This is a genomic window from Streptomyces sp. NPDC093065 (assembly GCF_044754585.1).
In the GTDB taxonomy this organism is placed as follows: domain Bacteria; phylum Actinomycetota; class Actinomycetes; order Streptomycetales; family Streptomycetaceae; genus Streptomyces.
The window spans coordinates 323,448-337,555 of sequence record NZ_JBIVPJ010000004.1 but is presented as its reverse complement, the minus strand read 5'-3'; the positions used below and the strand labels follow the sequence as shown (position 1 = coordinate 337,555).

The following is a 14,108-nucleotide window of genomic DNA, read 5'->3' as shown; positions in this document are numbered from 1 at the left end:
CGTGACCACCACCGCACCCCTCGGCGCCGAGGAGCAGACCGGCCCGCCCGCTGTTCCCGAGGGCGGCCGCCGTACCGCCCTCGGCCGCATACGCAGCGGCAACGGGCTCGTGTTCGTCCTGCCGTTCCTGCTCGTGTTCGGACTCTTCATGGTCTGGCCGATCGTGCAGGGGCTCTGGATGAGCTTCACCGACAGCTCGCTCGCCCTGCGCGACACGCACTTCGTCGGCTTCGACAACTACACCGAGGCGTTCGGCGACCCCGACGTGTGGAGCAGCCTCGGCAACACCGTCTTCTTCACCGTCGTCTCCAGCGTCCCGCTGGTGCTGGTCGCGCTCGCGATGGCCCTGCTGGTGCACAGCGGACTCGCCGGGCAGTGGGCCTGGCGCCTGTCGTTCTTCGCGCCCTACCTGCTGCCCGTGACCGTCGTGACCATGATCTGGACCTGGCTCTACCAGCCGGAACTCGGCGTGGCCAACCAGCTCCTCGACACCCTCGGGGTGGAACCGGTCGGCTGGCTGTCCGACGAGTCGGTGGCGATGTGGTCGGTCGCCGCCCTCACCGTCTGGTGGACGGTCGGCTTCAACTTCCTGCTCTACCTCGCGGCGCTCCAGTCCCTGCCCACGACCTTCGACGAGGCGGCGGCGCTGGACGGGGCCGGCGCCTGGCGCCGCCTGTGGTCCATCACCCTGCCGCAACTGCGCAGGACCACGGGACTGGTGGCCATGCTCCAGGTCCTGGCCTCCCTCAAGGTCTTCGACCAGATCTACATCCTCACCAAGGGCGGACCCAACGGCTCCACCCGCCCCGTCCTCGAGTACGTCTACGACGTGGGCTTCACCGGCTACCGCCTCGGCTACGCCTCCGCCGTCTCGTACCTCTTCTTCGCCCTGATCGTCGTCGTCTCGCTCGTGCAGCTCCGCCTCTTCCGCCGGGAGGACTGACCGTGTCCGCAACCGCCACCACTCTCCGAACCCGGCGCCGTCCACCCCGCGAAGCGGCCGGATCGCCCCTGCTCCTCGGCCACGGCAGGCTGCCCCGCGCCCTGGCCGGAACCGCGCTCGTCGTTCTCGCCGTCCTGTGGCTGGTGCCGTTCGTGTGGGCGATCATCACCTCGGTGCAGAGCGAGGAGGACATCAACACCACCGGGCTGTCCCCGTTCAAGGGCGCCTTCACCCTGGACGCCTACCAGCAGATACTCGAACGCGGGAACGTCACCGTCTGGGCCTTCAACAGCTTTCTGATCTCGGCCCTGGTCACGCTGATCACCGTCGCGGTGTCCACCCTCGCGGCGTACGGCTTCTCCCGCGGCACCTTCCGCGGCCGCCGCCTGCTGCTCGGCGTCACCGTGGCCGCCATCATGGTCCCGCCGCAGCTGCTCGTCGTGCCGCTGTTCGACCAGATGACCCTGTTCAACCTGGTCGACACCTACGCGGCGGTCATCCTGCCCCAGGTCGTCGCGCCCATGATGGTGTTCATCCTCAAGCGGTTCTTCGACGGCATCCCCAAGGAGCTGGAGGAGGCGGCCCGCATCGACGGCGCCTCCGAGTACCGGGTCTTCCGGTCGATCGTCCTGCCGCTCTCACGGCCGATCGTGGCCGCGGTGGCGATCTTCGTCTTCATCGGCGCCTGGAACAACTTCATGTGGCCGTTCATCGTCACCAACGACCCCGACCTGATGACCCTCCCGGTGGGCCTGGCCACCGTGAAGGACGCCTACGGCATCCAGTACGCGCAGTCCATGGCCTCCGCGCTGCTGGCCGCCCTGCCGCTGATCGTGGTCTTCCTCCTCTTCCAGCGCCGCATCGTCAACTCCGTGGCCACCACCGGCCTCGGCGGTTCCTGAACCCCCACAGCTGTACCCACGGGCTCGGCGTTCGCGCGCCCGGCCCACCGATCGACTGGAGCATGTGTGCCCACTCACTCCGTACCGCGCCCGGAGTACCCGCGACCGCAGTTCGTGCGCCGCGACTGGCTCAACCTGAACGGCGCCTGGCAGTTCGAGACCGACCGGGGGGACAGCGGCCTCGAACGCGGTCTGCTCGACCGCGAGCTGCGTGAGGAGATCCTCGTCCCCTTCCCGCCCGAGTCCGAGCTGTCCGGCATCGGCGACACCGACTTCCTGGAGGCCGTCTGGTACCGGCGGGCCCTGACCCTGCCGGCCGCCTGGGCCGGACGCCGCGTACTGCTGCACTTCGGCGCCGTCGACCACGACACCACCGTATGGGCCGACGGCAGGGAGGTGGCCCGGCACCGCGGCGGGTTCACCCCCTTCACCGCCGACCTCGGCGACATCGCCGGGGCGGGGGAGGAGGTCGTGATCACCGTGCGGGCCCGCGACCCCAAGTCCGGTCCGCAGGCTCGCGGCAAGCAGGCGATCAAGTACGCCAACCACGACTGCAACTACACCCGGGTCACCGGCATCTGGCAGACCGTCTGGCTGGAGCCCGTCCCCGAGACGCACCTGCGCCGCCCCCGGATCACACCCGACCTGGCCGGCTCCGCCTTCCACCTGGAACTGCCCCTGTCCGGCAACCGCCCGGGGTACCGGGTGCGCGCCGTCCTCAGCGACGCCGACGGCGAGGTGAGCCGCGCCGAGGCCCGCGCCGACCTCGACCTCGCCCCGCGTCTGCACCTGCCGGTACCGGACGGCCGGCGGCGCGAGTGGGGGCCCGAGGACCCGCACCTGTACGACCTGCGCCTCGAACTCCTCGACGCCGCGGACCAGGTGGTCGACAGCGCCGAGAGCTATGCCGGACTGCGCGCCGTCGGCCTGCGCGGCAAGGCCGTCCTGCTCAACGGGCGGCCCGTCTTCCAGCGCCTCGTCCTCGACCAGGGCTGGTACCCGGACGGGCTGATGACCGCCCCGACCGACGAGGCCCTGGTCAAGGACATCGAGCTGGCCATGGCGGCCGGCTTCAACGGCGCCCGGCTGCACCAGAAGGTCTTCGAGGAGCGCTTCCTCCACCACGCCGACCGCCTCGGCTACCTGGTCTGGGGCGAGTTCGGCGACTGGGGCTGCGAGGTCGGCGGCTCCTCGGGCGACAACCAGAGGCCCGACGCCTCCTACGTGGCCCAGTGGCTGGAGGCGATCGAGCGCGACTACTCGCACCCCTCGATCATCGGCTGGTGCCCGCTCAACGAGACGTACCAGAAGCTCCACGACCGCGTCACACAGCTCGACGACGTGACCCGCGCGATGTTCCTGGCCACCAAGGCCATGGACACCACCCGGCCGGTCGTCGACGCCTCCGGCTACGCCCACCGGGTCGCCGAGACCGACATCTACGACTCCCACCACTACGAGCAGGACCCCGCCGCCTTCCGGCAGTTGATGTCCGGCCTGGCCAAGGACGCGCCGTTCGTCAACGCCCACGAGAGCGGCACCCCCTACTCCCTGCCCTACCGGGGACAGCCGTACTTCGTCAGCGAGTTCGGCGGCATCTGGTGGGACCCCGAGGCGGCCGCCGACCGCTCCGGCGAGGACCGCACCGTCTCCTGGGGCTACGGCGAACGCGTCCGCAACGAGGACGAGTTCCACGAGCGCTTCAGCGGACTGACCGAAGTGCTGCTCGGCGACCGGAACATGTTCGGCTACTGCTACACCCAGCTGACCGACGTCTTCCAGGAGCAGAACGGCATCTACCGCTTCGACCGGGGCGAGAAGCTCGACATCGCCCGCGTGCGCGCCGCCCAGCTGCGCCCGGCGGCCATCGAGGAGCCGGAGGACTAGCCGGCGCCGGGGCCGGAGGCGGTGCTCCGCCTCCGGCCCCGCGCACTGAGGTCAGAAGGGACGGTCGCCCTCGACGGCGACGCGTTCGGCGACCCGCCGCTCGCTCCCGTAGTCACCCACGGCGTAGTGCTGGGTGGCCCGGTTGTCCCAGAAGGCCACGTCACCGGCCTGCCAGCGCCAGCGCACCTGGTATTCGGGCACGTGCGCCTGCTGGAAGAGCAGGCGCAGCAGGCGGTCGCTCTCGTCGCGGTCCATGCCGGTGATCCTGGTGGTGAAGGACGTGTTGACGAAGAGCATGCGCCGGCCCGTCTCCGGGTGCGTGCGCACCACCGGGTGCTCCACGGGCGGGAACAGGTCCTGGTGCGGCAGCAGCCGCTCGGGCCCGTAGAACCGCGCGAAGCCCGGGATGAAGTCGTGCACGGCGCGGGCGCCGTCGATGCGGTCCCTCACCTCCCGGGGCAGGTTGTCGTAGGCCGCGGCCATGTCCGCCCACATCGTGTCCCCGCCGAACGGCGGTACCTCGCGCAGCTGGAGCACCGCGCCGAGCGCGGGCCGCTCGCGGAAGGTGACGTCGGTGTGCCACACGTTCTCGTACGTCGGCACCGACCCGGCCCCCTTGTCGAACCGGACGACGTCGTCGCCGGAACCGGTGGCGAGCAGCGGGTTGGTCTCCAACTCGCCCCAGTTGCGGGCGAAGTCGCGCTGCTGTCCGGAGGTGAGGTGCTGAGCCCGGAAGAACAGCACCTTCCACTCCAGCAGCGCACGGTTCAGCTCCTCGCGCAGCGCGGGAGTGAGCGGACGAGACAGGTCGACGCCGCGGATCTCGGCGCCGACGGTGCGCGCCTGCGGGGCGACCTCGAAGTGGGTGTAGGGCCGGTCCTCCCACCCTTCGGGCAGGCGGCGCAGGATGCGCCGGCCCTCGTACATCCCGTCCTCCGGGATACGTGCTTCGCGCAGGACGGTGCTCGGGCCGGCGGCCGTGACGGTCATGGGAGTCCTCCCCTTGGACGACGGATACGCGTGGAAGTCCGGCCAGGGGGCGACGGCGCGCGAGACGCCGCCGGGTGGCCGGGGACAGCAGGTGTGACGGTGCCCCGGGCCGTGGGCCGGAGCGAATGTCCGACGGGGTCAGGACGCCACGGGCGCCGGGCCGTCGGTGGGAGAAGGGCCGTTAGAGGCCGGAACGCTCACATCCGGTGCGCTCGGGCACGCGGGGACACTCCGCGATGGTGCCGAACCGGTATGTGGTCATGCCAGCGATTGTGTGATCTTCTTCCGTCCGTGTCAACGGGGTCAGGGGTGGTACGGGACGAAGGGGCGCAGATCGTCGCCCTCCGGCTGGACGACCCCGTAGCTGCTCTCGGGCACCTTGTTCCACACGCCGGGCAGGTCGCCCAGGGGTTCCGACACGATGAGGCGGCTGTTGTCGGACGCGTCCTTCAGGAAGGGCAGCCCCGGATGCAGCGCGCGCAGGCTCTCCACCCGGCTGCTGTAGTAGAGCGAGCGCGACCGGCCCTGGCTGGAGTAGCGGAAGGCCCACAGCCGCCGCCCGTCGGTCACGGCGACCGTCATCTGCAGCGGGAACTCCACGCCGTGCTCGTGGCCGATCTCCTCCACCAGGTCCGTCATCCGGGCCACGGCCGCGGGAGGGTCGTCCTCCAGGCCGAGCGTGAGCGCCAGGTAGAACATCATCTCCGAGTCCGTCGACCCCTCGATGTCGAGGAAGAGCCGCGGATCGACGGCCCGGGGCGAGGTCGCGGCGCAGCCGGTGGAACTCCGCGATCGCGCCGTTGTGCATCCACATCCAGCGGCCGTGGCGGAACGGATGGCAGTTGGTCTGCTGCACGGCGCTGCCCGTCGAGGCCCGGATGTGCGCGAAGAACAGCGGGGAGCGGACATGGCTCGCGATCTCCCGCAGATTGCGGTTGCTCCAGGCCGGCCCGACCTCCCGGACGATCGCGGGGGTCGCCATCTCCGGCCCGAACCAGCCGACGCCGAACCCGTCCCCGTTCGTCGTCTCCACGCCCATACGCGCGTGCAGGCTCTGGTCGATGAGCGAGTGCTCGGGCTGGTACAGCAGGGACTCCAGGAGTACGGGTGTCCCCGAGTAGGCGAGCCATCGGCACATCGCTCCGTCGCCTCCCTGGTGGCCTGCGGCGCCCCGGACGTCAGTCGACCGGCCAGGTGTGGACCGGGGCGTTGAGGTGCATGTAGTCCATGTACTGCTGGGTCATCCGGCGCAGCGCCTCGTGTCGGCCGGGTCTGGCGCCGGCATCGATGTGGTGGAACATCTCCTTCTGCCAGACCGCGCCGTTGCGTCCGGTGACGCAGCGCTGCTCGATGATGCCGAGCAGCGGTTCCCGCCAGGCGGAGTCCATGCCCGACAGCTCCAGGCCCCGGTGCGCCAGCGGCAGCAGCCTGCGCAGGACCAGTTCGGGCACGGTCACCTCGCCCACGCCGGGCCAGTACAGGTGTGCCTCGATGCCGTGCCGGGCGGCGGTGTGCAGATTGTCCTCGGCGACCGAGAAGGACATCCGCGACCACACCGGCCGCTCCTCCTCCACCAGGGCGCGGGTGAGCCCGTAGTAGAAGGCGCCGTTGGCCAGGGTGTCGGCGACGGTCGGGCCCGCGGGCAGGACCCGGTTCTCCACGCGGACGTGCGGCTTGTCGTCGGCGACGGCGTAGACGGGCCGGTTCCAGCGGTAGATGGTGCCGTTGTGGAGGGTCAGTTCGCCCAGTTCGGGGGTGTCGCCGCGGTCGAGGGTCTCGGCGGGGTCCTGTTCGTCGCACAGCGGCAGCAGCGCCGGGAAGTAGCGCAGGTTCTCCTCGAACAGGTCGAAGACGCTGTTGATCCACCGCTCCCCGAACCACACCCGGGGCCTGACCCCCTGGGCCTTGATCTCCTGGGGCCGGGTGTCGGTGGCCTGTTCGAACAGGGGGATGCGGCTCTCGTGCCACAGCTCCTTGCCGAGCAGGAAGGGCGAGTTGGCCGCGAGGGCGACCTGGACCCCGGCGACGGCCTGGGCGGCGTTCCAGTAGTCGGGGAACTCCTCCGGCGCGACCTGGAGGTGGAACTGGGTGCTGGTGCAGGCCGCCTCGGGCGTGATGGTGTCCGCATAGGTCCGCAGGCGGTCGACGCCGTCCACCTCGATGTGCAGGTCCTCGCCCCGGGCGGCGAACACCTGGTCGTTGAGGAGCCGGTAGCGCGGGTTCTCCGACAGGGCCGCCTCGCCGACGTCGGCCTGCCGCAGCGTGGGGAGGGTGCCGACCATGATCAGATGGGCACCGACCGACGCGGCGCGGTCCTCGGCGTGGTTGAGGGCGGCTCGGATCTCGGTCTCCCAGGCGTCGGGGCCGCCCGCCGTGAGCTGCCGGGGCGGGATGTTGATCTCCAGGTTGAACCGGCCCAGCTCGGTGGACCAGGCGGGGTCCGCGATCGCTTCGAGCGCGTCGCTGTTGCGCATCGCCGGTTCGCCCCGGTCGTCGACCAGGTTCAGCTCGATCTCCAGGCCGACCTGCGGCCGCTCGGTCTCGAACCGGGACTCGCGCAGCATCTGCGCGAAGGCCTCGAGGCACTCCTGCATCTTGATCCGGTACCGGCGGCGGTCCTCGCGGGTGAAGACCAGCGCCGGGACGTCCCGTCCCATCGGTCCTCCCGGGGTTGCCTTCCTCGGACGCTCCTCCACCCCAGCGTCGCACCACCGGGCGCACCCCACCAGACGAGACGGAACGGGGGCCCGCCGCACCGTGTGCGGCGGGCCCCCGTCGGTTCCGGTCCCCGTGGGGCTGATCAGGCCTTACAGCTTGCCGGACGCGCGCACCGTGATCTTCGCCGAGGTCTTGCCCGTCGGCGAGGAGCCGTAGCCCTCGATCTTGTCGACCACGTCCGTGCCCTCGACGACCTTGCCGAAGACGACGTGCTTGCCGTCCAGCCACGGGGTGGCGACGGTGGTCACGAAGAACTGCGAGCCGTTGGTGTTCGGGCCCGCGTTGGCCATCGAGAGCAGGTACGGGCCGGTGTGCTTCAGCTGGAAGTTCTCGTCCGCGAACTTCTCGCCGTAGATGCTCTTGCCCCCGGTGCCGTTGCCCGCGGTGAAGTCGCCGCCCTGGAGCATGAACTGCGGGATCACACGGTGGAACGGGGAACCCGCGTAGCCGAAGCCGTGCTCGCCGGTGGACAGCTCGATGAAGTTCTTGGCGGTCTTGGGGGTGACGTCCTCGAAGAGCTCGAAGACGATGCGGCCCGCATCCTGGCCGTCGATGTCGATGTCGAAGTAAACCTTGGAATTGCTCATCGCACCATTGTGACCTGTGACCCCCGGTGATGCCGAACCGGCTGCCCGTTCAGCGTGTGGCGAGCAGGCCGAGGGTGTCGATCACACGGTTCGAAAAGCCCCATTCGTTGTCGTACCAGGCGACCACCTTGACGTGCCGGCCGTCGACGCGGGTCAGGGACGAGTCGAAGACCGACGAGGCCGGGTTGCCCGTGATGTCGGAGGAGACCAGCGGGTCCTCCGAGTACTCCAGCACGCCGGCCAGCGGCCCGTCGGCGGCGGCGCGGTAGGCGGCCAGCACGTCCTCGCGCGTCACGTCGCGGGCGACGGTCGTGTTGAGCTCGACGATCGACCCCACCGGGACCGGTACGCGGATCGAGTCGCCCGACAGCTTGCCGTCCAGTCCCGGCAGCACGAGGCCGATCGCCTTGGCGGCGCCCGTCGTGGTCGGCACGATGTTCACCCCGGCGGCGCGGGCGCGGCGCGCGTCGCGGTGCGGGCCGTCCTGGAGGTTCTGCTCCTGGGTGTAGGCGTGCACGGTCGTCATGAAGCCGTGCTCGATGCCGGCCAGCTCGTCGAGCACCGCGGCCAGCGGGGCGAGGGCGTTGGTGGTGCAGGAGGCGTTGGAGACGATCGTGTGGGCGGCCGGGTCGTAGGCGTCGGTGTTCACGCCGTAGGCGAGCGTCACGTCCGCACCGCCGGCCGGCGCGCTGACCAGGACCTTGCGCGCGCCCGCGGTGAGGTGGGCGCGGGCGGCGTCGGCCGAGGTGAAGCGGCCGGTCGACTCCAGCACGATGTCGACGCCCAGCTCGGCCCAGGGCAGCCGGGCCGGCTCGCGCTCGGCGAGCACCTTGATCCGGTGACCGTCGACGACCAGGGTGTCGCCGTCGACGGTCACCGGGCGGCCGAGGCGGCCGGCCGTCGAGTCGAAGGCGAGCAGCCGGGCCAGGGTGGCGGGCTCCGTGAGGTCGTTGACGGCGACGACCTCCAACTTCGTGTCGCGCTCCAGCAGCGCACGCAGCACGTTGCGCCCGATGCGGCCGAATCCGTTGATGCCGATGCGAGTCATGAGTGGTGTGTCCCTTCGTTCGCCACCAGGTCCTTCCCCTTCAGACTCGCGCACGCCGTCCGCGCACGGCAGCGGCGCGAGTGCCACGGTTCGCAAGGATCACGCCAGGCCGGCACGGGAGCACGCCGGGCGCGGGGACACGCGGGACACAGGGCACGCCGGACACGAGGGGCCACGCCGGGCAGGGGCGGCGCGTGGGGCGGCTACTCGCCCTGGGCGAAGGTGCGCCGGTACTCGCTGGGGGTGGTGCCGAGGATGCGCTGGAAGTGCAGCCGCAGGTTCGCGCCGGTGCCGAGCCCGACGTCGGCGGCGATCTGCTCGACCCCGCGCTCCGAGCGTTCGAGCAGCTCACGGGCCATGTCGATACGGGCGCGCATGATCCACTGCATCGGCGTGTACCCGGTGTCCTCGACGAAGCGCCGGGAAAGGGTGCGTGCGGACACGGCCGCGTGCCGGGCCAGCGCCTCCAGGGTGAGCGGCTCGTCGAGCCTGCGCAGCGCCCACTCGCGGGTGGCGGCGAACCGCTCTCCCAGCGGCTCGGGCACGCTGCGCGGCACGTACTGGGCCTGGCCGCCGCTGCGGTAGGGGGCCGCCACCAGCCGCCGGGCCGCGTGATTCGAGGCGGCCACCCCGAGGTCGCCGCGCAGGATGTGCAGGCACAGGTCGATGCCGGAGGCGGCACCCGCGGACGTCAGGACGCTGCCCTCGTCCACGAACAGCACGTTCTCGTCGACCCGCACGCGGGGATGCTTCGCGGCGAGGGCCCGCGTGTAGTGCCAGTGCGTGGTGGCCCGCCTGCCGTCGAGCAGGCCCGTGGCGGCGAGCGCGAACGCACCGGTGGAGATGGCGGCGAGCCGGGCGCCCCGGTCGTGGGCCGTCGTCAGCGCGTCGACGACGGTCCGCGGCGGGTCGTCGACGTCGGGGTACCGGTAACCGGGCAGGAAGACCACGTCGGCCCAGGCCAGGGCCTCCAGGCCGTGGGCGACGTGGTACGACAGGCCGTCGCCGCCGGTCACCAGGCCCGGTGCCGCGCCGCACACCCGTACCTCGTACGGCATGCTCGCGCGCGTCGTGAACACCTGCGCCGGGATGCCGACGTCGAGCGGTTTCGCGCCTTCGAGCACGAGGACGGCGACGCGGCGCAGGGGGGAGGACGGCACGGCAGAAGCGTACGCGGGGGAGCAGGGGGATCAGCTCAGGCCGAGGACGCTCATCGTGTGCTCGGCCATGCGCCGCTCGCCCAGGGCGTTGGGATGGACGGGCACGAGGCCGCGGCCGAACAGGAGCGGTTCGATCCAGCGGGTGCCCGGAGCCGCGCAGGCGTCGTGGCCCTCGGAGACCTCGGAGAAGTCCACGTACGTGGCGCCGGTCTCCTCGGCGGCACGCCGGACCGCGTCGTTGAGGTGCGCCTGGATGGCCCGCAGGTAGGGGACGTCACCGGTGGCCACCGGCAGTTTGGCGAAGCAGGACGGGTCGGCGCCGGCCGGGGTGATCCACGGGTAGCCGAGGGCCGCCACCCGCGCGCCGGGCGCCTTGGTGCGTACCGCGCCCAGGGCCGCCTTGAGCGCGGGGTATGTGCTGGCCTCGATCTCGTCGTCGAAGGACGTGCCGTGCTCGTCCTTGCAGGGACTGCCCTTGCCGCCGCTGAGGACGCCCGCCGACCCGCAGGCCGTGATGGCGTTGATGAACGTGCTGTTGTCGTTGCCGCCGATGGTGAGGGTGACCAGGTCCGTGCCGGCGCCGAGCGCGTCCAACTGCGGGGCGACACCCGGGTATTGCGCCCGTGTGAAGTCCGAGGTCCGGGCGGCGCCGCAGGTGACGTCCTTGAGGTGCGCGCCCGTCGCGGCGGCGATGACGTGGGGGTAGTTGGCCGTCGAGCGCAGGCACAGCGGGCTGGTGAGGTCGACGGGCAGGACGCCGGAGCCCGCGCTGTAACTGTCCCCGAGGGCCACGTAGTCGAGGGTGGCGGGCGTGGCGTGGGCGGTGGCGTCCGTGAGGCCGAGGGCCAGGGTGCCGACGGCGGCTGCTGTCGCGGTCATGACACGGCGAAGGGCGTGCTTCGGCATGCGTTCTCTCTTCCCGGAGGGGGCGGCAGCGGAGTTACTGATCAGTTCTACTTTTAAGTAATGTGCAGGGCCGTTGACTTCAAGTCAACGTTGTTGACGGGACTTCTTGCAGCCGTGCCCGGCGCCCCCGGCCGGGCACGGTCCCCTGCCGCCGAGCCCTGGCCGGGCACGGTCTCCGTCTCCCGTGCGGACACCGCGGCGCTTCGGGCCCGCCGGGTGCGCGGCCCGAACAGGCTCAGCGCGATCGCGCCGGCCAGCCAGGTGCCGGCGATGAAGTAGAAGACGCTCCGATATCCGTGCGCGTTGTAGAGCGCCGCCACGATCAGCGGCCCCGCGGCGTTGGACAGCCGGCCCAGCCCGTACGACACGCTGGTGCCGAGCGAACGCCCGCGCGTGTCGAAGAGTTCGGGCGAGTAGGCGTAGCCGAGGGCCGTGTAACCGCGTTCGAAGAGGTTGACCAGGAAGCCGAACACGACGATGAGCACCGGGTTGAACGTGAGGCCGTACAGGAGCCCGCACGCGGCGATCAGCGTGCCGAACGCGGCCAGGCACCACCTGCGTTCGAACCGGTCGGTCACCAGGGCCGCCAGGTACGAGCCCAGCGGCGCGCCGACGGTGGTCAGCGCCACGTAGAAGACCGACTTCTCGACGCTGAAGCCCTCCTTGGCCAGCAGGGTCGGCGCCCAGCTCGAACAGCCGGAGAAGCCGATGGTCTGGGTGACCCACAGGACGGTGAGCAGCAGTGTCGGACCGGCCGGCGGAGGCCGCCGGACCACAGGACGTCCGACCGGACGGCCCCCCGGGCGGGCCGCGGCTGTTTTAGAGTGACTTCCGCCAGTGCGCACGACGGACCTGTGAGGTACCCACCAGTCATGACGACCGAAACGTTTGAGTTCCAGGTAGAGGCACGTCAGCTGCTTCAGCTGATGATTCACTCCGTCTACTCGAACAAGGATGTCTTCCTGCGCGAGCTCGTCTCCAACGCCTCCGACGCGCTGGACAAGCTGCGCCTCGCCGCTCTGAGGGGCGACGCACCCGACGCCGATGTGAGCGACCTCCACATCGAGTTGGAGGTCGACAAGGACGCCCGCACGCTGACCGTGCGGGACAACGGCATCGGCATGTCGTACGACGAGGTCACCCAGCTGATCGGCACGATCGCCAACTCGGGCACCGCCAAGTTCCTCCAGGAGCTGAGCGAGGCCAAGGACGCGGCCGGGGCCGACGGGCTCATCGGCCAGTTCGGCGTCGGCTTCTACTCGGGCTTCATGGTCGCGGACGAGGTCACCCTGGTCACCCGGCACGCGGGCGAGACCGGGGGCACCCGCTGGACCTCGCGCGGTGAGGGCACGTACACCCTGGAGCGCGTCGACGAGGCCCCGCCGGGCACCGCGGTCACGCTGCACCTCAAGCCGGCCGACTCCGAGAACCAGCTCCACGACTACACCTCCGCCTGGAAGATCAAGGAGATCGTCAAGCGGTACTCGGACTTCATCACCTGGCCGGTCCGGCTGCTCCCGGAGGCGGGCGAGGCGAGTGACGGCGCCGAGGCCGGCGAGGCCGAGACGCTCAACTCGATGAAGGCCCTGTGGGCACGCCCGCGCGACGAGGTGTCCGACGACGAGTACCACGAGCTGTACAAGCACATCGGCCACGACTGGCGCGACCCGCTGGAGACGATCCGGCTCCAGGCCGAGGGCACCTTCGAGTACCAGGCCCTGCTCTTCGTGCCCTCGCACGCCCCGCACGACCTGTTCACCCAGGGCTACCAGCGCGGCGTCCAGCTCTACGTGAAGCGTGTCTTCATCATGGACGACTGCGAGGAGCTGCTGCCGCCCTACCTCCGCTTCGTCAAGGGCGTCGTCGACGCACAGGACCTCTCGCTCAACGTCTCCCGCGAGATCCTCCAGCAGGACCGCCACATCCGCATGATCCAGCGGCGCCTGACCAAGAAGGTCCTCGCGACGGTCAAGGACCTCAGGACCTCCGCGCCGGACCGCTACGCCACCTTCTGGCGCGAGTTCGGCGCGGTGCTCAAGGAAGGCCTGGTGACCGACTCCGAGAACCGGGACGCGATCCTCGCCGCGTGTTCGTTCGCCTCCACCCACGACGCCGAAGAGCCCACCGCGCTCAAGGACTACGTGGAGCGGATGAAGGACGGACAGGACGACATCTACTACATGACGGGCGAGTCCCGGCAGGCCATCGAGAACTCCCCGCACATGGAGGCGTTCCGGGCCAAGGGCGTCGAAGTCCTCCTGCTCACCGACGCCGTCGACGAGGTCTGGGTCGACGCGGTGGGGGAGTACGAGGGCAGGACGCTGCGTTCGGTCGCCAAGGGCGAGATCGACCTCTCGGGCACCGAGGCGGAGAAGAGCGACGCCGAGAAGGAGAAGCAGGGCGAGGAGTACGCGGGGCTGCTCGGCTGGATGACCGAGCACCTGGGCGAGGACGTCAAGGAGGTCCGCCTCTCCTCCCGCCTCACTGTCTCGCCGGCCTGCGTCGTCTCCGACGCGGGCGAACTGACGCCCGCCCTGGAGAACATGTACCGGGCGATGGGCCAGGAGGTGCCCAGCGCCAAGCGGATCCTCGAACTCAACCCGGAGCACCAGCTGGTGAAGACCCTGAACCGGGCCTGGACCGACCGGCGGGACCGCGTGGAACTCACCGAGACCGCCGAACTGCTGCACGCCCTCGCGGTGCTGGCGGAGGGCGGCCGGCCCAAGGAGCCCGCCCGGTTCGTGCAGCTGATGGCGGACCGCCTGGAGCGCACTCTGTAACCGGCCGGAAGGACACGGAACCCACGCCGTCCGCCATCCGCATGGCGAGACGGCGTGGCATCCGGAGCACACTCCTCCGTATCTTCGTACGCATGTATGCCTCGGCTCCGCTGCTGTGCCTCGCGCTCTTCGCGTGCTCGGCGTGGTGCGTCGACGACGGCCTCTGTCGCCGCTGACCCTCCGGACC

10 protein-coding genes and 2 pseudogenes are annotated in these 14,108 nt (G+C 70.7%); 4 read left to right on the top strand and 8 right to left on the bottom strand.

The window, feature by feature from the left end; all coding sequences use genetic code 11:
- Nucleotide 1: 1 nt before the first annotated feature.
- The 3 genes from ACIQFU_RS10000 (at nucleotide 2) to ACIQFU_RS09990 (ending at nucleotide 3,732) form a co-directional block, all read left to right on the top strand.
- Nucleotides 2–943, top strand: a complete 942-nt coding sequence (locus ACIQFU_RS10000) for a carbohydrate ABC transporter permease (RefSeq protein WP_402550373.1) — start codon at nucleotides 2–4, stop codon at nucleotides 941–943.
- Nucleotides 944–945: 2 nt separating this feature from the next.
- Nucleotides 946–1,845: a carbohydrate ABC transporter permease gene (locus tag ACIQFU_RS09995; RefSeq protein ID WP_402550372.1), complete on the top strand. Its 900-nt coding sequence runs from the start codon at nucleotides 946–948 to the stop codon at nucleotides 1,843–1,845.
- A 66-nt stretch (nucleotides 1,846–1,911) separates the two neighbouring features.
- Nucleotides 1,912–3,732 carry a glycoside hydrolase family 2 protein gene (locus tag ACIQFU_RS09990; protein WP_402550371.1) on the top strand — a complete coding sequence of 607 codons (1,821 nt, stop codon included), beginning with the start codon at nucleotides 1,912–1,914 and terminating at the stop codon, nucleotides 3,730–3,732.
- A gap of 51 nt (nucleotides 3,733–3,783) precedes the next feature.
- Here the strand turns inward: ACIQFU_RS09990 and ACIQFU_RS09985 are convergent, their stop codons facing one another.
- The 8 genes and pseudogenes from ACIQFU_RS09985 to ACIQFU_RS09950 all read right to left on the bottom strand — a co-directional run.
- Nucleotides 3,784–4,722 (bottom strand): TauD/TfdA dioxygenase family protein, encoded by a 939-nt coding sequence (locus ACIQFU_RS09985; RefSeq protein WP_402550370.1) that lies wholly within the window; start codon nucleotides 4,720–4,722, stop codon nucleotides 3,784–3,786.
- Nucleotides 4,723–5,025: 303 nt separating this feature from the next.
- A pseudogene (locus tag ACIQFU_RS09980) lies at nucleotides 5,026–5,860 on the bottom strand (class II glutamine amidotransferase).
- A 40-nt stretch (nucleotides 5,861–5,900) separates the two neighbouring features.
- Entirely contained in the window at nucleotides 5,901–7,379 is a 1,479-nt protein-coding gene (locus ACIQFU_RS09975) for a glutamate-cysteine ligase family protein (RefSeq protein WP_402550369.1), read from the bottom strand.
- Nucleotides 7,380–7,529: 150 nt separating this feature from the next.
- Nucleotides 7,530–8,027 carry a peptidylprolyl isomerase gene (locus tag ACIQFU_RS09970; protein WP_402550368.1) on the bottom strand — a complete coding sequence of 166 codons (498 nt, stop codon included), beginning with the start codon at nucleotides 8,025–8,027 and terminating at the stop codon, nucleotides 7,530–7,532.
- A gap of 49 nt (nucleotides 8,028–8,076) precedes the next feature.
- A complete protein-coding gene (gene gap / locus ACIQFU_RS09965; RefSeq protein ID WP_402550367.1) occupies nucleotides 8,077–9,075 on the bottom strand; it encodes a type I glyceraldehyde-3-phosphate dehydrogenase in 999 nt (332 codons plus the stop codon).
- 203 nt (nucleotides 9,076–9,278) lie between these two features.
- The gene (locus ACIQFU_RS09960) at nucleotides 9,279–10,235 is read right to left on the bottom strand and encodes a GlxA family transcriptional regulator (RefSeq protein WP_402550366.1); all 957 of its coding nucleotides are present in this window, start codon (nucleotides 10,233–10,235) and stop codon (nucleotides 9,279–9,281) included.
- A 30-nt stretch (nucleotides 10,236–10,265) separates the two neighbouring features.
- A complete protein-coding gene (locus ACIQFU_RS09955) occupies nucleotides 10,266–11,141 on the bottom strand; it encodes an SGNH/GDSL hydrolase family protein (protein WP_402550365.1) in 876 nt (291 codons plus the stop codon).
- A gap of 53 nt (nucleotides 11,142–11,194) precedes the next feature.
- Nucleotides 11,195–11,890 (bottom strand): annotated as a pseudogene (locus tag ACIQFU_RS09950) (MFS transporter); the annotation flags it as partial.
- A 123-nt stretch (nucleotides 11,891–12,013) separates the two neighbouring features.
- On the opposite strand from ACIQFU_RS09950, the gene htpG reads away from it, so the two are divergent.
- Nucleotides 12,014–13,921 (top strand): molecular chaperone HtpG, encoded by a 1,908-nt coding sequence (htpG, locus tag ACIQFU_RS09945; RefSeq protein ID WP_402550364.1) that lies wholly within the window; start codon nucleotides 12,014–12,016, stop codon nucleotides 13,919–13,921.
- Nucleotides 13,922–14,108 lie beyond the last annotated feature (187 nt).

Coding starts and splice junctions, on each gene's coding strand:
- ACIQFU_RS09975 (WP_402550369.1), bottom strand. CDS start 7,379: ATGGGACGGGACGTCCCGGCGCTGGTCTTCACCCGCGAGGACCGCCGC.
- ACIQFU_RS09985 (WP_402550370.1), bottom strand. CDS start 4,722: ATGACCGTCACGGCCGCCGGCCCGAGCACCGTCCTGCGCGAAGCACGT.
- ACIQFU_RS09970 (WP_402550368.1), bottom strand. CDS start 8,027: ATGAGCAATTCCAAGGTTTACTTCGACATCGACATCGACGGCCAGGAT.
- gap (WP_402550367.1), bottom strand. CDS start 9,075: ATGACTCGCATCGGCATCAACGGATTCGGCCGCATCGGGCGCAACGTG.
- ACIQFU_RS09955 (WP_402550365.1), bottom strand. CDS start 11,141: ATGCCGAAGCACGCCCTTCGCCGTGTCATGACCGCGACAGCAGCCGCC.
- htpG (WP_402550364.1), top strand. CDS start 12,014: ATGACGACCGAAACGTTTGAGTTCCAGGTAGAGGCACGTCAGCTGCTT.